Source organism: Actinomyces respiraculi (assembly GCF_014595995.2).
Taxonomy (GTDB): Bacteria; Actinomycetota; Actinomycetes; order Actinomycetales; family Actinomycetaceae; genus Actinomyces; species Actinomyces respiraculi.
Genome location: NZ_CP063989.1, coordinates 2,835,785 through 2,854,084, shown reverse-complemented (window position 1 = coordinate 2,854,084; position 18,300 = coordinate 2,835,785). Strand labels below are relative to the sequence as shown.

The window sequence follows — 18,300 nt, the reverse complement described above, 5'->3', positions numbered from 1 at the left end:
GGTGGAGCGCTGGGGAACGAGATGGACGGACGGGAGATCCCCACTCAGGACGACGACGCCGAGGTGAGCATGCCTAGGAGCCCTAGGAGCGCCAGGCGTCGGTGCGGGTGCGCAGGCCCGTCGTCACCAGGCGCGCGCCCATGAACACCCACGCGAAGGCCACCCACAACCACACCAGGCCTGCGGCGCCGCCCGCCGGCCACCCGGCATGGACCGCCACCGCCAGCGGCAGGTACGGCATGAGGGTGACGACCCCCGCCTTCGCCAGGTACACCCCGTCCCCGGCACCCATGAGCACGCCGTCAAAAAGGAAGACGGCGCCGGCCAGCGGCAGGGCGGATGCCGCCACGAGCAGTACGGGCACGGCTGCGTCGACGACCTGCGTGTCGGAGCTGAACAGTCGCGGTAGCCACGGGGCGAGGGCTGCCAGGACGACGCCGATGAGAGCGCCGGTGCCCACGCCCCACGCCAGCGACCGGCGCAGCACCGCATCAATCGACAGAGGAGGTTCGGGAGTTGGCTCTCCGACGCCGCCCAGCAGCGCCCCGGCCCTGCCCGGCTGTGAGGGGACCTCGCCGAGCTTCACGGAGCCCCGCTGCGACGACGAGGCCTCGCCCGGCTGCGACGACGAGGCCTTGTCCGGCTGCGACGTGGCCTCCCCCGTCCGGCCTTCGCTCGCCACGGCGTCCGCCTGCCCCAGGGCTGTGCCAATGAGCGCCTGCGCCGCGATCGCCAGCGCGTCCAGGCAGAAGGCGGTGAAGCCCCACAGGGAGTTCACGACCTGGTGGGCGGCGAGCGGCACCTCACCCAGCGCCGTCGCCGTCCACACGGTCGCGAGGATCGCGATCCGGAGCGTGAGTGTGCGCACGAGCAACGGCGCCCCGGCACCGAGAGACGCCCCCAGCCCCGCGCGCCGCGGCGCCAGGCTCACGCCCTCCGTGCGGGCGGTGAGCACCACCGGCAGGGTAAGGGCCGCCGCCATGAGCGTCTGGGTGATGGCCGTGCCCAGGCCCGAGCCCGCCACCCCCATGCCGACGGCGTACAGGAAGATCGCGTTGAGACCCACGTTGACCACCGCGCCGGCTGTGGCGACGACGAAGGGCGTGCGCGTGTCCAGCAGTCCTCGCAAGGTCCCCGTGGCGGCGTAGACCACGAGCATGCCCGGCAGACCTGGTGCGGAGGCACGCAGGTAGGCGACCGACGCGCGCGCCACCTCGGCGTCGGCCCCGAGCGCAGCTGCGACCCAGGGGGCCGTTGACCACAGCAGGACCGCGGCAGCAACTCCGAGAAGCGCGGCGAGCCACAGGCCGTCGACGCCGGCGCGCAGGCCACCCCCACGGTCTCCAGCGCCGAAGAGCCGGGAGGTGGTGGCCGTGGTGGCGTAGGCGAGGAAGACGAACAGGCCGACGACGGTGGTGAGCACCGTCGAGGCCAGGGACAGGCCGGCCAGGCTTGTCGCGCCCAGGTGCCCAACCATCGCGGAGTCGATGATGACGAAGAGGGGCTCGGCCACCAGCGCGCCGAGCGCGGGGAGGGCCAGGGACAGGATGCGCCGGTCGAGCGCGCGAGTGGGGCGGGCCGACGGGCCCGGGGCGGTGCCGTGCCTCGACGGGCCCGTGGCGGTGCTGTCCGTCGACGGGTTCGCGGCGGTGCCGTCCGTCGACGGGCCCGGGGCGGTGCCGTCCGTCGACGGGTTCGCGGCGGCGCCGTCCGGAGGATGGGGTCCTGAGGGTGCTGGCGGCACGGGTCTCTCCACGGGTCGGGGGCGGACAGTGTCTCATGCGCTGAAGAGGCCCAGGACCACCGCACGCGGGTCCACATATACCCGTAAGAGGCCGGGCGGGCTGTCTTCCCAGGACCACCGCACGCGGGTCCACATCTCAGGGACTGGTTGAGGTTCATCCACAGGTCGGCAGACTTGTCCACAGATTGTCTCTGCTGCTCCCACAGCTTCATCCGGGCCCGGAAAACGTTGGAATCATAAGGGTCAGTACGCCATGTGTTTCTCGTCATGCGAGTTCGTCACACGGTTGTCCACATGCCTTGTGCGTGTCGGACACAAGACTTCTCCGCCCTTCCACAGGCTGTTCCCCGTTGTCCACATGATGCCGTCCCCGAGCGTTTGCCCGTGATGCCGACGATGGTTAAGGTGCGCGCGCACGGGCCTGAACGACGGTGTGGGGGACCACCCCCGCCGAGTCCACGGACCGCCAGGAGGAGCGCATGACGGACATCGACCCGGGGGACGCCCCCTCCTACGAGCCCGGCCACCCGGACGCGGTCGGCACCCGTGCCGGAGGTGAGGACTGGGGCGGCCGCCGTCGGGACACACACGAGCGCAACGACCGCCGCAACTCGCGGGGCGCCCGATTCGACGGCGTCTTCGACCGCGTCCCCCCACAGGACCTCGCCGCGGAGATGGCCACGCTCGGCGGCATGCTCATGAGCAAGGAGGCCGTTACCGACGTCATCGAGGTCCTGCGCGGACCCGAGTTCTACAAGCCCGCGCACGAGATGATCTTCGACGCCATCGTCGAGGTCTATAACCGCTCTGAGCCGGCTGACGCCCTCATCGTCGCCGATGAACTGGCCAAGCGCGGCGAGCTCGAGATCGTCGGCGGCGCCTCCTACCTCACCGACCTCATCGCCGGCGTCCAGGTTGCCGCCAACGCCGCCTACTACGCGCGCATCGTCAAGGAGAAGTCCCTCATGCGCGGGCTCGTCCAGGCGGGCACACGCATCACCCAGCTCGGCTTCTCCACCGACGCGGGGGACATCGACGAGCTCGTCACCATGGCGGAGGCCGAGGTCTACGCCGTCGCCCACCGCGAGGGCGACCGTGAGGACTACATCGCCGTCGGACAGCTCCTCAACGAGACCAATCTCGAGATCGAGGCCGGCCAGTCCCAGGACCGAGGCGCCTCCTTCGGCGTCCCCACGGGCTTCATCGAGCTGGATGACCTCTTCACCGGCGGACTCAAGGGCGGGCAGATGGTCATCATCGCGGCGCGCCCCGCCATGGGAAAGTCCACGCTCGCCGTCGACATCTGCCGCTCGGCCTCGATCCACTCGCGTGACGAGAGTGGCAGGGCCATCACCTCCTGCTACTTCTCGCTCGAGATGGGCCGCAGCGAGCTCATGATGCGTGTGCTGGCCGCCGAGTCCGGCGTCGAGATGACCAAGTTGCGCGGCGGCAAGAAGATGAATGACCGCGACTGGACGGACGTCGCCCTCGCCTACAACCCCGTGAGCGAGGCGCCTCTGTTCATCGACGACTCCCCGAACCTCACCATGCCTGAGATCCGCTCGAAGGCGCTGCGTCTCAAGCAGCAGCACAACCTGGGCCTCATGGTCATCGACTATCTGCAGCTCATGAGCTCGGGCAAGCGTGTGGAGTCGCGTCAGCAGGAGGTCTCCGAGTTCTCGCGCTCGCTCAAGCTGCTCGCCAAGGAGCTCGAGATTCCACTGATCGCCGTGGCACAGCTCAACCGCGGGCCCGAGCAGCGCACGGGCAACAAACCGCAGATGTCCGACCTGCGTGAGTCGGGCTCACTGGAGCAGGACGCGGACATCATCATGCTGCTGCACCGCCCGGAGTACTACCAGCCGGAGGACCGGCCCGGCGAGGCCGACATCATCGTTGCCAAGCACCGCAATGGGCGCACCCAGACGATCCCGGTCGCCTTCCAGGGCCACCTGTCGCGTTTTGCGAACATGGCCCGCGACATCGCCCCGGCCGAGCCGGAGTACTGAGCGGGCGCCTGCGGGGCTGTGCGGGGCCGGCCGAGCCGGAGTACTGAGCGGGGGCGGGCGGGGCCGTGCGGGTGCGCCCGCCCGCCCACACCCGCCCGCCCCCGGCTCCGCTGGCGCTGCAGCTCCTCAGGCCTGGTACCAGCCCTGCCAGACGTAGGTGAAGGGAATGTTCCCGCGCATGCCGATGGAGGCGTTGACGACGTTCTTCGCCGTCACGGCCGCCTCAAGCGGCGTCGCGCCCTTGGCGAGCTCGGCCGTCACAGCCGCGGCGAGCGTGCAGCCCGCGCCGTGCACGCGCACATTGCCGACGACCTCCGTCTCCAGGACCTCGAGGTTCGTACCGTCGTAGAAGACGTCGAGCGCGGTGCCCGTGCCCAGGCTCGGGCCGGCCTTCGCCAGCACGTTCGGCACACCGTGGTCGTGGATGCGCTTAGCCGCGTCCTTGAGCTGCGCGACGGTCGTGATCTCCTCCATGCCGGCGAGGGTGGCCGACTCGAAGAGGTTCGGCGTCGTCATCCGCGCGCGCGGCAGGATGCGGGCGCGCAGCTCGTCGTCGACAGCCTTCGCCTCGGCGAACTCCTGACCCTTGCACACCAGCACCGGGTCAAGCACCACGTTGGTGAAGCCGTGAGTCTCCAGCGCCCGGTCCACGGCGTCGATCGTCGGCAGGGAGCCGAGCATGCCGATCTTGACCGCGTCAATGCGGGGGTTGACCCCCACGCAGGCCTCCACCTGGTCCAGGATCACCTGCGGCTCGACGCCGACGACGCGGTGGTTGAAGTCGTGGGCGGGGTCCATGGAGACGATGCAGGTCAGGGCCACGCAGCCGTACACGCCGAGCTGGGTGAAGGTCTTGAGGTCCGTCTGCGCACCGGCGCCGCCGGAGGCCTCCGTCCCTGCGATGGCGAGGGCGATGGGCGGGAGTGACGTGTCAGTGCTGGTCATGGGATGAAGCGTGCCCTGGCCAGGGGCTCGGTGCAAACGGTGCACCCCTAGTCCTTCCCTCCGGCAGGCGGGATTTGCGACCATTACCCTATGAGCGCCATCACATCCTCCCGCAGCCCCTGGTCCACGGACAGCGTCGTCCCCGAGCAGGTCCGCAGCGCCGTCGACGCCGTTCTCGACGACGCCGCCCTGCCGGAGCCCGAGCGCGAGGTCCTCACCACCCGCGTCGAGCGCTGGTACCCCGACGTCATCGACGGTCTGGTCACCCTCTACGGTGAGCGCGGCGACGACGTCGTACGCGCTACCGCGGTCCACCTCCTCACCGAGGCGGCCACCGCCTGGGTCGCGCGCGACCCGCAGCTGCGCCGCCTCGACCTCGCCCGCACCCTCGACCCCACCTGGGTCCAGGACTCCTCCCGCATCGGCTACGCCGCCTACACCGAGCGCTTCGCCGGGGACCTGCGCGGCGTCGAGGAGCGCATCGGCTACCTGCGTGAGCTGGGCGTGACCTACCTGCACCTCATGCCTCTGCTCACCCCGCGCCCCGGCGACTCCGACGGCGGCTACGCCGTCGCCGACTACCGCTCGGTCCGCCCGGACCTGGGCGACATGGAGGACCTCGCCCACCTGGCAGGGCAGTTGCGCGCCCGCGGCATCAGCCTCGTCATCGACCTCGTGCTCAACCACGTCGCACGCGAGCACGAGTGGGCGGTGCGCGCCCGCGCCGGTGAGCAGCGCTACCGCGACTACTTCCACATCTTCCCCGACCGCACTGAGCCGGACGAGTACGAGCGGACCCTGCCCGAGATCTTCCCCGACTTCGCCCCGGGCAACTTCACCTGGGAGGAGGAGGCCGGCGGCTGGGTGTGGACCACCTTCAACTCCTTCCAGTGGGACATCAACTGGCGCAACCCCCACGTCATGGAGGAGTACGCCTCGATCGTGCTCGACCTGGCCAACCGGGGCGTCGAGGTGCTGCGCCTGGACGCCATCGCCTTCACCATCAAGCGCAAGGGCACCGACTGCCAGGGCCAGCCCGAGGTCCACGCCATCACCCAGGTCCTGCGCGCCCTCACCCGCATCGCCTGCCCTGCGGTGGACCTCAAGGCCGAGGCGATCGTCGCCCCCACCGAGCTCCTGCAGTACCTGGGCCAGGGCCGCTACACGGGCAAGGTCTCCGACCTCGCCTACCACAACTCCCTCATGGTCCAGGTCTGGTCCATGCTCGCCTCGCGCAACGTCCGCCTCGCGGCCCGGGCCCTGTCCTGCCTGCCGGTCGAGCCGGCCACGGCCACGTGGATCACCTACATCCGCTGCCACGACGACATCGGCTGGGCCATTGACGACGCCGACGCCGAGTCGGTGGGCCTCAACGGCTTCTGGCACCGCCAGTTCCTCGCCGACTGGTACCGCGGCGTCTACCCCATGAGTGACGCACGGGGGCTGGTCTTCCAGTACAACCCCGTCACCCAGGACCGCCGCATCAGTGGCACATCCGCCTCCCTCATCGGCATCGAGGCGGCCGCGGAGGCCGTCGAGGGGATCACGGACGATACGCCCCAGTGGCGGGAGGAGGAACTGCGCACCTGGCTCGCCCAGCGCCTGGACGCGCTGCGCCTGGCCAACGCCATCATCTACGGCTGGGGCGGTGTGCCCGTCCTGTGGAGCGGCGACGAGCTCGGCCAGTACAACGACCCCAACTGGGACACCGAGCCCGGGCACGAGGCCGACTCGCGGTGGGCCGGCCGCCCGGTCCTGTCCGACGCCCTGGTGGCCCAGCGCCATGATCCGACGACGGTCACCGGCCGCGTCTTTGGCGACCTCGTGAGGATGGGACGGGTGCGGGCCTTGCTGCCGCAGCTGCGTGCGGACGTGCGCACCCTCGTCGCGCCGGTCGACGACGACGGCGTCCTCGTCACCTTCCGCGACCACCCACGGGGCAGCTTCGTGGGCGTCTACAACGTGACGCCCGACTGGCGCTCAGTGCCGGCCTCGCGTCTGGCCGAGTACGGGGTGCTGGGCGCCATCGACGTGCTGACAGACACGATCCCGGAGTGGTCGACGACGCTGGAGGGCGCGGGCGATGGGCTCGTCCCGGTGCCCCCGTATGCCGCCTGGTGGCTTGTGCGCCCCACCGACTGAGGGCCGACGGCGGCACCACCGTCGGACCCGTCCGCCCGCAGGGTGCTCGCCCGCGTGGGGTGGGCCGCCCGAAGAATGAGTCCCGCTGGGCGGCTGCTGGACTGGCTCGCCCGCGTCGGGTGGGCCGCCCACCTGGGGCCCCGCCGTCGACCCCCACCCGCCCCGGGTCGAGGCCTCAGGCCTGGCGGCGAACCCGCAGTGCGGGATGCAGGAGACTGAAGACGGCCGCGGTGCCCATGAGTGCGAGGATCCCCACGAATGGTGCGGCGGGGTCCCATCCATAGGCCGCCGTGGAGGCGATGGGGGCGATGGCGTACGTGACGCCGTTGTTGGCGTTGATGAGCCCGGCGACGGACCCCTGCTCCTCCTTGCTCATCTCCAGGGTGGGGCCGGTGTTGTAGCCGGGGATGGCCATGCCGAGACCGAGTCCGGTCAGGACGCAGCCTGCCACGAGCAGCACGTACGAGGCGGTCGGCAGGAGGCAGGCGGTTGCGACGACCAGGACCACAAGACCTGTGCGCAGCAGGCGTCGAGAGCTCCAGCCGAGCCGGGGAACCACCACGCCCTGGGTAATCACCATGGACACCGACATTGCCACCATGACCGCGGAGGTCAGCCCTGCCGTGCCGGAGTCGGACAGCCCGAAGCGGTCCTGGACGGCGAAGCCGAGGAGCGTCTGAAGGGCGGCGAAGGACAGGAACATCATGAAGCCGGTGAGCAGGAAGGGGAGCACGCGCGGGTCGGTGTAGGAGATCGTGGCCGGGCGATCGATCAGCGCGGTCGGCTTCTCCGGCTTCAGGGCAACCAGGACAACGGCGATGGCGCAGACCATGAGCAGAGGCATGACCGTCACCGGCAGGAGGAGACCGCCGACGGTGGCCAATGCCCCGCCGAGGACCGCCCCGAGGATGGTGGCCAGGCCCTGGGCGGCACCCGTGGCCCCCAGGAGCTTGACGCGCTCGTTCTCGCTTCGGGCGCGCGTGACGAAGTAGGTCTGCGCCGTCGGCAGGATCGCGGAGATTCCTGAACCGTAGAGGATCCCCCGGGTCAGAATGACCCCGAGCGCGAGCCCGGTGCCCGTCCAGATGCCGCGCACGCCCAGCCACGCCAGGCCGGCGAAGGAGGCCAGAGCGACGGCTCCGACGGTCATGGAGGTCGTGAGCACCACCCTGACTCCGCTCTTCTGGGAGCGTCGTCCCCAGAACTGGCTGAGGGAGGCCAGGGTGAGGGCCGCGAGGGACACCGCGGCGCCGATATGCCACTCTCGCAGTCCCATGCTGCGGGAGAGTGGAGCGATGATCGGGTTGAGCATCATCTGTCCCATGAAGGCCAGGAAGACGGTCATGAGGATGAGCCGGGACTGGGTGGAGCCGGATGTCTGGGCGTCCTCGACGTCGGCAAGTGGGGCAGATGCGGTCATGGTGATCCTCTCGCGCTAGAACGCTGGTCTAGCAAGGAAACTAGAACGGTGACCTAGTACTGTCAAGGTCACTATGGTGGGTCTATGGCAAGGGCACGGGAAGCAATGACGCAGGCGACGGCCGCACGGGACGTAGAGCCGAAGGGCACGACGGCACGGCGGGTCGGCCTCACGGCCGAGCTCGTGGTCGACCGAGCCCAGGAGCTCACCGAACAGCTGGGCCTCGACGGCTGGTCTCTGCGCCGGTTGGCGGAGGAGCTCGACGTTGTCCCCTCGGTCGTCTACCACTACTACCCGACGAAGGGGGACATTTGCGACGCCATCGTCGAGCGCGTCAGCACCCTCATCGAACTGCCCGACCCGGAGCTGGGGTGGAAGGAGTGGTTCATGACCATGCTCCTCAACGCCCGGCCGGTCCTGCTGACGTACCACGGAGTGGCCGACCGGATCATGCGCGGGGAGCTCACCCGGGGCTTCACACCCATGATCGACACCGCCGTCGCCAAGCTCCAGGAGGCCGGATTCGCCGACTTCGCCCCCATCGCCTACGCGATGATCAGCAACTCGGCAGTGTCCGCCATCGCGGCGCGCAACCGTCGGTCCGCCCAGCAAGGTGAGCGTCGGCACGACCTGGCCCGAATGATCGACCACATGGAGCCCCTCGCCCGGCAGTCGCCGGGCACGCGCCTGATGATCGAGCACCTGTTCGGCCCCCTGAGCTCGGGCGACCACGAGGACAGGGTGAGTGACGAGTACTTCGAGCTCCTCATCGCCTCGCTGCTCGATGGGGTTGAGCACGTGGTTCTTCCCCGGGCGCAGGCCCCGGGCGAGGTCGACTAACTGCGTGAGGGATCGTCAGGCGATGAGGACGGGGCAACCAACCGCTGCGTCCGTCAGGTGTGGGCGAGGCCACCAATTCAGGGCATCATGTCCCTATGACCAGTGACCTTGTGGGGACCGGACCGGGCGCCGTCGGAACCGCCGTCGGCACTGTCGGTGCGGCCAGCGCCGTGAGCGACCGGCCCGCGGCCCTGCCCACGCCGAGCGCTGTCTCCGCCCTCTCCGCGGACGACTGCGCCGGCACCACCCTGCACCGCGCGACCTTGGACGCCACCACGCCCGCCGCGCTCCTGGCAGGTGAGATCTCCGCAGAGCAGGCCTCACGGCCCCTGAGCGTCTTCGATCTCATGCGCATCGGCATCGGCCCCTCCTCCTCCCACACCGTGGGCCCCATGCGGGCCGGGCGGGCCTTTGCCGACGAGCTGGCCGCCGTCGTCGTCCCCGACGACGTCGTGCACCTGGCCGTGGAGCCCACGGAACCCGGTGGCGCCGAGCGGGTCGCCCGCCTGACCGTCGAGCTCTACGGCTCGCTCGGCGCCACCGGCCGCGGCCACGCCACCGACCGGGCCGTCGTCATGGGCCTGGCGGGCTACGAGCCCGAGACGGTGCCCGCCGAGGTCTGCGCCCGCCAGATCGAGGAGGTCGCCGCCGTCGGGACGCTCACGGTCGACGGCGTTGGTGACGTCCCCTTCGACCCGGCCACCGACATCCACTTCCTTCCCGGCCGCGTCCTGCCCTACCACGTCAACGGCATGACGATCAGCGCCTACCGCTCCGAGGGCCAGGAGGTCCTGTGTCGCACCTACTACTCGGTGGGCGGCGGCTTCGTCATGGAGGACGTCGGCGTGCCCGGCGCCCCGTCCATCCGCGCGCTCGCCACCGTCTCAAGCGCCGAGGCGCACGCGACGCCCGCCCCCTTCCCCTTCTCCTCCTCTGCGGAGCTGCTGGCCATCTGCGAGCGCGAGGGGCTGCGGGTCTCCGACGTCGTGCGCGCCAATGAGGTCTCCGCCCGCAGCGAGGAGGAGGTCGACGCCTACCTCGACCGTCTGCGCGCGACAATGAACGCCTGCATCGAGGCGGGGATGAGGACCGACGGCGTCCTGCCCGGCGGCCTCGGCGTCCGGCGTCGCGCCAAGGCCCTGCGTGAGCGGCTGCTCGCCCAGGCCGCCGGCCCCGCTGCCGCCTACACCCAGGCCGACCCCCTGCGCGGCATGGACTGGGTGGACCTGTTCGCCCTGGCCGTCAACGAGGAGAACGCGGCCGGGCGTCGCGTCGTCACCGCCCCGACCAACGGGGCGGCCGGCATCGTCCCGGCGGTCCTGCGCTACTACCAGGACTTCGTCCCCGGGGCCGACGACGACGGGGCGCGCCGTTTCCTGCTGGCGGCGACCGCCGTCGGCTCCCTCATCAAGATCAACGCCTCCATCGCCGGGGCGGAGGTCGGCTGCCAGGGGGAGGTGGGCTCGGCGTCGTCGATGGCGGCGGCGGGGCTTGCCGAGGCCCTGGGTGGCGCGCCCGCTCAGGTGGAGAACGCCGCGGAGATCGCGATGGAGCACAACCTGGGGCTCACCTGCGACCCGGTGGGCGGGCTCGTTCAGATCCCGTGCATCGAGCGCAACGCGGTGGCGGCGGTCAAGGCGATCAACGCCGCGCGCATGGCGCTGTGGGGGGAGGGCCGGCACGCCGTGTCCCTGGACACGGTGATCGAGACGATGCGTCAGACCGGCGAGGACATGCTCGCCAAGTACAAGGAGACGAGCCGCGGCGGCCTGGCCGTCAACGTCGTCGAGTGCTGACGACGGGGCGGGCCGGCGCCTGTCACCCCCACCCCCACCCGGCTCGCCCGCTGAGCTCCTCGATGTGCGCTCGAACGTACGCCGAATCGCCGTTGTCATGTCCTGAGGTTCAACGTGGCACCGATGTCCTGAGACATCACGCGGTGGTGGCCTGCTGTCGCTGGATGAGTCGTTTCAGGTAGCGCTCGGTGGTTTCGAGCCACGAGATCAGCAGCGAGGTGTTCTGCCACCCGCGGTCCTCTGTGAGGTGGTAGATCTCCTCCAACCATGCTGCGTCAATCTCTGGGATCGGGTCGATGTCGTGGCTGGGAGAAGGGTTGGAGAGCTCCTGCTCCCTCTGATGCCTGCGGAAGGCCAGCTCCGTCTGGACGATCGGCAGTGCATACTCGGGGCCGAGCTGCCCAGCAAAGTTGAGCTTCACCATGAAGTCGACATCCATCGGCCGTGCGGTCGGGGTGTGGGGAGTTTTGGCCCACACAACGAGCGCTTCCCGCCCCTCGGGGGTGAGTCTGTGCACGTTCGCCGCTGGCCCCTGATCGGACTCGATGCGCGACACCGTGACCCATCCGCGTGCCTCGAAATCCGCCAGCGCCCGATAGATCGGGCTCATCGAGCTTTTGCGTCCGAGGAACCGGCCGTCGCCCTGCAACCACTTTCCGAGGTCGTAGCCCGACGCGGGACGCCTCGCCAACAGTCCCAGCAAGGGGAAGTCCGGCTTCATCGCAACGCTCCTTCATCCGTAGGCGTCCATCGAGATTGATCGACCGCCGATGCCCAACTCATGGAGGACCTTCATCTCATGTGCCAGTGCGGGGGCGAAGGTGTGCCAGGAGGTGGACGGCCCGTTCCACGCCAACTCTGCCACAGCGAGCAATCTGGGGAACAGGTGGTAGTGCAGGCCGGCCCTGTCCGTGATGAACTCAGTCCAGCAGGCTGCCTGCACGCCGACGGCACTGTCGGGGACCGGTGCTTCGAGCACGTCGCGGGCTGTGATGATCTCACGCATCCCGGCGGGCTCATCCTCCTCCGGCCCGGACAGGTGATTGAGGTACAGGTACGAGGCCTCCGCGAAAACCCATGGGTTGCCTGAGTGCGCTGCGGCGAGGACCCTCTGCTCGTCTCGCCAGGCGAAGACGAGTTCGTCGCCCGCGAGACCACTGTCCACAGCCTCGTCCCAGACCGCGGTACGCCGACCAAGGCCACGGAGATGGGTGCGGGCGAACTGCATGAAGTGCCGGTGCAGGGCAAGTGGGTCACCGTCGACTGTGCGCATGAGCGCCTCATCCGCACGCCATGCGCTGTGATTGCATTCGTCTCCGCCGACGTGCACGTACTCGAAGCTGAAGAGCGTGGCCACGTGGTCGAGTACTGCGCGGAGGAAGGCTTCCGAGCGCTCACCGGGCCAGAGCAGGTCGTTGCGGTGGGGCCACGTGTCCGGCTCAACGCCGACCAAGGACGGGTCGCCCAGCTCGGGATACGCGCGGATGGCGGCCGCCATGTGCCCGGGCAGGTCGACCTCCGGCATGATCTCGATGCCCACGTCCTTCGCGTGGGCGACGATTCGCCGGATGTCCTCGTCGCGGTACCAGCCACGGGTGGAGCTGTCGGGTGCTGCGTCGAGCGCGGCGCGACGCTTGTCGTGGTTCACGTTCGTGTACCAGGAGAAGCGTTCGCGCGGGAGCTGTGCGGCCACGGTGAGCAGCAGCGGGTAGTCCGGCACGGCGAAGCGCCAGCCCGCGTCGTCGGTGAGATGCCAGTGCAGCCGATTCAGACGGTAGCGCGCCATGACGTCGAGGAGTTCGAGCACGACGTCGGGCGGCCAGAAGGTCCGGGCGCTGTCCAAGTGCAGGCCTCGCCACCTGTGGCGGGCGGGTGTGGAGCCCGTGGGGATCAACGGTGGGGTGACCACGATTCCTCCTTCCAAGCCATGCTCGCGCTATGCCCAGGAGAGTATAGTTCTATCGCGAATGGGACGGTGAACACGCCCTATTGCAGGGTCTTCGCGCGGTGTTACTATCACCTTAACGTAGTACCCAGTGGGTCATCGATCGACCCGCGCCTTGACCGAGGCTCGCGGGTACCACCTTCTGAAGGAGACAAAGATGTCGAACACGTTCTCTCGTCGCGGGATGCTCGCCGTCTCGACGGCGGCGCTCGCGGCCATGGGTTTGTCGGCTTGCGGCGACGATGCGAAGCCCACGAGCGCAACGACCTCGGATGGCACAGGCGTGACGGGCCAGACCGTCCGGGTGTGGTTCATGGAGGGCTCCATCAGCGACGAGGCGATCTCCCTGCTTGAGACGACCTTCGCACAGGAGAACGAGGGCAACGTGCTCAAGGTCGAGATCCAGCCGTGGGATGGCATCGTCGCGAAGATGCAGACCGCGCTGGCCTCTGACAAGGAGTGTCCGGATCTCATCGAGACGGGCAACACCCAGTCCTCCATCTTCTCCAGTGTCGGTGCATTCGCGCAGGTGGACGACATGTACGACACGCTGGGCGGTGCCGACCTGATCCCGAGCTTCATCGAGGCCGGCACATGGGACGGCAAGCTCTACGCCCTGCCGCTCTACGCGGGTGCCAGAGGGGTCTTCTACCGCAAGGACCTGATTGAGGCCGCCGGGCTCAGCGAGCCCAAGACCCTCGACGAGTTCGCCGACACGGTCATCGAGCTCGGCAAGGCGAACCCCGAGAACGTTCCTGGGTTCTCCGGCATGTACTTGGCCGCAGTGGATCAGCACAGCGCCAACTCCCTCTTCTTCGCCGGCGGCGGCGAGTTCGCGACAATGGACGGCGGCACGTGGGTGCAGCAGCTCACTGCGCCGCAGAGCATCTCGGCAATCAAGCGCATCCAGCGGCTGTTCAACGAGGGCACGGCCTACGCGCTCGACAGCCAGGCCGCGCAGACCGCCTTCGAGAAGTACTTCAACGACGCCAAGGTCGGCGTTCTGGTCGCCACCGACAACGTGGGCGGCAAGATCAGCGACGAGCTGTGGGACGCGGACAAGGTCGGCGTCATGGCCATCCCCGGCTTGAAGGAGGGCGAGATCGGGCACTCGTTCGCGGGCGGCTCCAACATCTCCCTGCCGACGAAGTCTCAAAACCCCGAGCTCGCCCGCAAGGCGCTGGAGATCATCTTCGCCGAGGACTTCCAAATCCTCGTCGCAAAGGACGGCTGGGTGCCCGGCAACGTCACCTACGGCAAGGAGGCCACCGGAAGGATGGGCCCGCTGCAGGCCGAGATCGTCGCCGACGCCAAGCTGACGCCGAACACGCCGCAGTGGGGTGTTGCCACGAGCAACAACCTCATCCGGGACTTCTACACGGCCCTCGCCCAAGGCAATGAGGTCGAGGCCACCGCGGCCGAGTACGGCCAGAAGATCGAGGACATCCTCAACTCGAAGTGACCCATGAAGCGGGCGGGGGCTCACGCCCCCGCCCGACCCGGGAGAGGACACCATGGCCCGAACACCAAGAAAGTCGGCTACGCTCTCGCGTCAGACGACCCCGTACCTGCTCATGCTGCCCGCGGCAGCCCTGGTGCTGGTTGCGCTCGGATGGCCGATGCTGCGGCAGTTCATCATGTCGTTCCAGGAGTTCGGCCTCGCCCAGCAGTTCGGGCAGCCGCCGACATGGGTGTTCCTTGACAACTACGCGACCATTGTCAAGGATCCCTACTTCTGGGCTGTGCTGGCGAAGTCGCTCGGCTTCTGCGCGTGGACCGCCGGCTGGACGATGATCCTTGCGGTCCTCTTCGCATTGTTGATGCGCGCCGCGTCACCGGTGGTGCGCACCGCGATGAACGTCGTGCTCATCATCGTGTGGGCGATGCCGCTTATGGCCTCGCTGACGCTGTGGCAGTGGCTCGTCGACCCCAACTTCGGCCTTGTGAACCACGCGCTTGTCAGCATGGGGCTTGAACAGTTCGCGGGCTTCTCGTGGCTCGCGAACAGCTTCTGGACCTTCTACCTGATCGCCTCCGCCGTGATCGTGTGGGCGTCGATGCCGCTGGCGACGATCTCGATCTACGCTGCGCTCACCCAGGTCGATGAAGCGCAGATCGAGGCCGCGCAGCTCGACGGTGCCGGCTACCTCCAGCGGTTGCGCCACGTGATCATGCCGACGATCGCACCTGTCATCTCGCTCATCGGCGTCCTGCAGGTGATCTGGGACCTGCGCGTGTTCACTCACATCTACGTCCTCCAGGGGGCAGGAGGCATCTCGACAGAGACCAACCTGCTCGGCACGTACGTCTACCAGGTGGGCATCGCCGAAGGCGACTACGGCATGGCCTCGGCGCTCGCCACGATCATCCTGCTCATCACCTTGGTGATCACGGGCAAGTACATCCACATGCTGTTCACCCGCGGGGAGGTCAACTGATGACGCGCAAGACCACGGGGCGAATCGCGGTCAACGTCCTGCTCTCGTTCGTGGCGCTGCTGTGGGCGGTTCCGGTGTACTGGATGCTCAACTCGGCCTTCCAGCCCGAGCGCGACCTGCTCTCCGTGCCGCCCAACGTCGTGCCCGTGCACGTCACGGTCGACAACTTCGTCACGGTCCTCACCGATCCGACCTACTGGTCCGCGCTCCGCGTCTCGCTCACCGCCGCGGTTATCACCGTGGTGGCCACGACGTCGTGCGCGCTGCTCGCGGCGTGGGCGCTGTCGCGCTACCGCTTCTTCGGCCGTCGCACGCTCATCGTGCTCGTGCTCCTGATCCAGATGGTCCCGGCCGAGGCCCTCTTCATCTCGCAGTACCGGATGCTCGACAGCTGGAACCTGCTGAACTCCGTCCTCGGCCTGTCGCTGCTCTACGTCGGTGGTGTGCTGCCCTTCGTGATCTGGATGATGCGCGGTTACGTCGACGGTGTGCCCACTGAGCTCGAGGACGCCGCCACCGTCGACGGGTGCTCGAAGTTTCAAGCGTTCGTCCGGATCACGCTGCCGCTACTGGCTCCGGGCCTCGTCGCGACAAGCATCTTCGGCTTCCTGCACGCGTGGAACGAGTACACCCTCGCGCTGATCATCCTCTCCAGGGACAGTGCCGTCACGCTGCCGTTGTGGCTTCAGGGCTTCCTCCAGGGGTTGCGTGGAGCCGACTGGGGTGGGGTGATGGCGGGTTCGACGCTCATCGCCCTACCGGTGATGTTCCTGTTCATCTTCGTCCAGAACCGAATGACCTCGGGCCTGGTCTCCGGCGCAGTCAAGGGTTGACCGGTTGACCGCGCGCCTTCCAAGGACGAGCCGCGGCGGCCTGGCTGTCCACGTCGTCGAGTGCTGAGAAGTGCTGAGAGTGCTGAGAAGTGCTGAGTTTGGACCATCATCGGTCGGTTCGGACCACTGTCCCGCATGTGGACCACCTGGAACGCGTTCGTAGGTGGTCCACATGCGGAGCAGTGGTCCTGAACGCACTGTGGTGGTCCAAGCGGAGCGGGACCCGGCCCCGATTCGGTGCTCTCCGACGCTTGTGGCACGCTGACGCGCGTGACTGACCACACCTCCCGCGACGACGCCGTCGTACAGCCCACCACCCGGGCCGACGCCGCCCGCCAGTGGTGGCACGACGCCGTCATCTACCAGGTCTACCCCCGCTCCTTCGCGGACCTCGACGGCAACGGCATCGGAGACCTCAAGGGCGTCACCAGCCGCGTGCCCTACCTGCGCGCGCTCGGCGTCGACGCCGTGTGGCTCTCCCCCTTCTACCCCTCCGCCCTCGCCGACGGCGGCTACGACGTCGACGACCACCGCGACGTCGCCCCCGAGATCGGCACGATGGCCGATTTCGATGAGATGGTCGCCGCGCTCCACGGCGCCGGCATCCGCGTTCTGGTCGACATCGTCCCCAACCACACCTCCGACCGACACGCCTGGTTCCGCGCGGCCCTGGCCGGAGGCCCCGACGCCCCCGAACGGCGCCACTACGTCATCCGCGAGGGCACGGGCGCCGACGGCGAGCTCCCCCCGAACGACTGGCGGTCCCTCTTCGGCGGCTCCATCTGGGAGCGCATCGACGACGTCGACGCCGCTGGCCGCCCCCTCACCGGCCCCGGCACCGGCCGCCCCTACCAGTGGTACATGCACCTCTTCGCGTCCGAACAGCCGGACCTGAACTGGGAGGATCCCGCCGTTCACGCCGACTTCATCGAGACCCTGCGCTTCTGGTGCGACCACGGCGTCGACGGCTTCCGCATCGACGTCGCCTCGGGCCTGGCGAAGGACCTGAGCCAGCTGGACCGCCCGTGGTCCGAGCTGCCCTGGCCGCTGACCGACGACGGCTCCCACCCGCTCCTCGACCGCGACGAGGTCCACGCCATCTACGCCGAGTGGCGCCCGGTCCTGGAGTCCTACGACCCGCCCCGCTTCGCCGTCGCCGAGGCCGGCGTCATGCCGAACCGCCGCGCCGCCTATGCGCGCAGCGTCGGCCAGGCTTTCAACTTCCAGATGCAGGATGCGGACTTCACCTCCGCCTCCTACGAGTGGGCGATCTCCGCGGGGCTCGCGGACCTGGCAAGCAGCGGCTCGACCACCTGGGTCCTGGGCTGCCACGACGTCGTGCGCGTCGCCAGCCGCTACGGCTTCGACCCCACCCACCGGGTGCCCGTCGGGGACGAGGAGTCGGGGGAGAGCGCGGCCCGGACTGCGGGCGTCCAGGAGGCGGTCTTCGGGCGCTCGCTGGACCTGTCGCGCCGTTGGCTGCTGGCCGACGGCGACGACGCCCGCTTCCGCTACGACGCCGACGCGGGTCGGCGCCGGGCCGCGGCCGGCGCGCTGGCGGTCATGGCGCTGCCGGGCTCGATGTACGTGTGGCAGGGCGATGAGCTTGGTCTGCTGGAGGTCCCCGACATCGTGGAGGAGCGGTTGCAGGACCCGATCGCCACGCGCAACCGCGCCGTGGAGAAGGGGCGGGACGGGTGCCGCGTGCCGCTGCCGTGGACGGCTTCCGGCACCTCCTGCGGCTTCGGTCCCGACGGCGGCGCCGAGGCGCACCTTCCGCAGCCCGGCTGGTGGGGCGGCCTGTCCGTCGAGCGCCAGGAGGCCGAGGACGACTCCTTCCTCTCCTTCTACCGCCGGGCGCTCGCGGCTCGCCGGGCGCTGGTGGCCAACAGTGTCGGCGGTGTCGGCGACGATTTCACGTGGGTGCGGCGCGAAGAGGGCGTGCTCGCCTTCGCTCGCTCCGCCGTGCAGTCATGGACCGCCTTCGGTGCGGAGGTTGAGCTGCCGGACGGGCGCGTCCTCGTCTCCTCCGCCCCCGTCGAGGAGCGCGTGGCAGATGACGGGCGCAGCGTGCGGGTCCTGCCCGCCGACGCCACCGCCTGGGTACGCGTCGAGCCCTGATCCGGCGGTCGACGGGCGTTGGTGGCCGACGGCGGTTGGTGGGCGTCGTCGTCGGCTCAGCCGGAGA

At 69.2% G+C, this 18,300-nt stretch carries 13 protein-coding genes; 8 read left to right on the top strand and 5 right to left on the bottom strand.

Annotation, left to right across the window (positions count from 1 at the left end; translation table 11 throughout):
* Positions 1 to 82: 82 nt before the first annotated feature.
* Positions 83 to 1,549 carry an MATE family efflux transporter gene (locus ID810_RS11980; RefSeq protein ID WP_166858225.1) on the bottom strand — a complete coding sequence of 489 codons (1,467 nt, stop codon included), beginning with the start codon at positions 1,547 to 1,549 and terminating at the stop codon, positions 83 to 85.
* A 674-nt stretch (positions 1,550 to 2,223) separates the two neighbouring features.
* On the opposite strand from ID810_RS11980, the gene dnaB reads away from it, so the two are divergent.
* Positions 2,224 to 3,753 (top strand): replicative DNA helicase, encoded by a 1,530-nt coding sequence (dnaB, locus tag ID810_RS11975; RefSeq protein ID WP_166858116.1) that lies wholly within the window; start codon positions 2,224 to 2,226, stop codon positions 3,751 to 3,753.
* A gap of 126 nt (positions 3,754 to 3,879) precedes the next feature.
* Here dnaB and ID810_RS11970 read toward each other — a convergent pair whose 3' ends face one another.
* On the bottom strand, positions 3,880 to 4,698 hold the full coding sequence (locus ID810_RS11970; protein WP_166858118.1) for a bifunctional hydroxymethylpyrimidine kinase/phosphomethylpyrimidine kinase: 819 nt from the start codon (positions 4,696 to 4,698) through the stop codon (positions 3,880 to 3,882).
* 90 nt (positions 4,699 to 4,788) lie between these two features.
* Here ID810_RS11970 and ID810_RS11965 point away from each other — a divergent pair, with 90 nt between their 5' ends.
* Positions 4,789 to 6,840, top strand: a complete 2,052-nt coding sequence (locus tag ID810_RS11965; RefSeq protein ID WP_166858120.1) for an alpha-amylase family protein — start codon at positions 4,789 to 4,791, stop codon at positions 6,838 to 6,840.
* A 175-nt stretch (positions 6,841 to 7,015) separates the two neighbouring features.
* On the opposite strand, the gene ID810_RS11960 is transcribed toward ID810_RS11965, so the two are convergent.
* Positions 7,016 to 8,260 (bottom strand): MFS transporter, encoded by a 1,245-nt coding sequence (locus ID810_RS11960; protein ID WP_166858122.1) that lies wholly within the window; start codon positions 8,258 to 8,260, stop codon positions 7,016 to 7,018.
* 84 nt (positions 8,261 to 8,344) lie between these two features.
* Between ID810_RS11960 and ID810_RS11955 the strand changes: the two genes are divergently transcribed.
* Together ID810_RS11955 and ID810_RS11950 are read left to right on the top strand one after the other, a co-directional pair.
* Positions 8,345 to 9,100, top strand: coding sequence for a TetR/AcrR family transcriptional regulator (locus ID810_RS11955; RefSeq protein ID WP_166858124.1), 756 nt, complete (start codon positions 8,345 to 8,347; stop codon positions 9,098 to 9,100).
* A gap of 95 nt (positions 9,101 to 9,195) precedes the next feature.
* Positions 9,196 to 10,896 (top strand): L-serine ammonia-lyase, encoded by a 1,701-nt coding sequence (locus tag ID810_RS11950; protein WP_166858127.1) that lies wholly within the window; start codon positions 9,196 to 9,198, stop codon positions 10,894 to 10,896.
* A 136-nt stretch (positions 10,897 to 11,032) separates the two neighbouring features.
* Here the strand turns inward: ID810_RS11950 and ID810_RS11945 are convergent, their stop codons facing one another.
* Together ID810_RS11945 and ID810_RS11940 are read right to left on the bottom strand one after the other, a co-directional pair.
* The gene (locus ID810_RS11945; RefSeq protein WP_166858129.1) at positions 11,033 to 11,617 is read right to left on the bottom strand and encodes a PadR family transcriptional regulator; all 585 of its coding nucleotides are present in this window, start codon (positions 11,615 to 11,617) and stop codon (positions 11,033 to 11,035) included.
* A gap of 12 nt (positions 11,618 to 11,629) precedes the next feature.
* Positions 11,630 to 12,805, bottom strand: coding sequence for a family 20 glycosylhydrolase (locus ID810_RS11940; protein WP_166858131.1), 1,176 nt, complete (start codon positions 12,803 to 12,805; stop codon positions 11,630 to 11,632).
* A 193-nt stretch (positions 12,806 to 12,998) separates the two neighbouring features.
* On the opposite strand from ID810_RS11940, the gene ID810_RS11935 reads away from it, so the two are divergent.
* The 4 genes from ID810_RS11935 to ID810_RS11920 all read left to right on the top strand — a co-directional run bounded on the left by ID810_RS11935 (position 12,999) and on the right by ID810_RS11920 (position 18,233).
* Positions 12,999 to 14,303: an extracellular solute-binding protein gene (locus ID810_RS11935; protein ID WP_235931534.1), complete on the top strand. Its 1,305-nt coding sequence runs from the start codon at positions 12,999 to 13,001 to the stop codon at positions 14,301 to 14,303.
* A 52-nt stretch (positions 14,304 to 14,355) separates the two neighbouring features.
* A complete protein-coding gene (locus tag ID810_RS11930) occupies positions 14,356 to 15,279 on the top strand; it encodes a carbohydrate ABC transporter permease (RefSeq protein WP_235931533.1) in 924 nt (307 codons plus the stop codon).
* Entirely contained in the window at positions 15,279 to 16,112 is an 834-nt protein-coding gene (locus ID810_RS11925) for a carbohydrate ABC transporter permease (RefSeq protein ID WP_166858135.1), read from the top strand. The genes ID810_RS11930 and ID810_RS11925 overlap by 1 nt, the downstream gene beginning before the upstream one ends.
* 270 nt (positions 16,113 to 16,382) lie before the next feature.
* Complete coding sequence (locus ID810_RS11920) at positions 16,383 to 18,233, top strand: alpha-amylase family glycosyl hydrolase (RefSeq protein ID WP_166858137.1); 1,851 nt, start codon at positions 16,383 to 16,385, stop codon at positions 18,231 to 18,233.
* The last annotated feature ends 67 nt before the right edge of the window (positions 18,234 to 18,300 follow it).

Coding starts and splice junctions, on each gene's coding strand:
- ID810_RS11945 (WP_166858129.1), bottom strand. CDS start 11,617: ATGAAGCCGGACTTCCCCTTGCTGGGACTGTTGGCGAGGCGTCCCGCG.
- ID810_RS11950 (WP_166858127.1), top strand. CDS start 9,196: ATGACCAGTGACCTTGTGGGGACCGGACCGGGCGCCGTCGGAACCGCC.
- dnaB (WP_166858116.1), top strand. CDS start 2,224: ATGACGGACATCGACCCGGGGGACGCCCCCTCCTACGAGCCCGGCCAC.
- ID810_RS11970 (WP_166858118.1), bottom strand. CDS start 4,698: ATGACCAGCACTGACACGTCACTCCCGCCCATCGCCCTCGCCATCGCA.
- ID810_RS11935 (WP_235931534.1), top strand. CDS start 12,999: ATGTCGAACACGTTCTCTCGTCGCGGGATGCTCGCCGTCTCGACGGCG.
- ID810_RS11960 (WP_166858122.1), bottom strand. CDS start 8,260: ATGACCGCATCTGCCCCACTTGCCGACGTCGAGGACGCCCAGACATCC.
- ID810_RS11965 (WP_166858120.1), top strand. CDS start 4,789: ATGAGCGCCATCACATCCTCCCGCAGCCCCTGGTCCACGGACAGCGTC.
- ID810_RS11925 (WP_166858135.1), top strand. CDS start 15,279: ATGACGCGCAAGACCACGGGGCGAATCGCGGTCAACGTCCTGCTCTCG.
- ID810_RS11955 (WP_166858124.1), top strand. CDS start 8,345: ATGGCAAGGGCACGGGAAGCAATGACGCAGGCGACGGCCGCACGGGAC.
- ID810_RS11930 (WP_235931533.1), top strand. CDS start 14,356: ATGGCCCGAACACCAAGAAAGTCGGCTACGCTCTCGCGTCAGACGACC.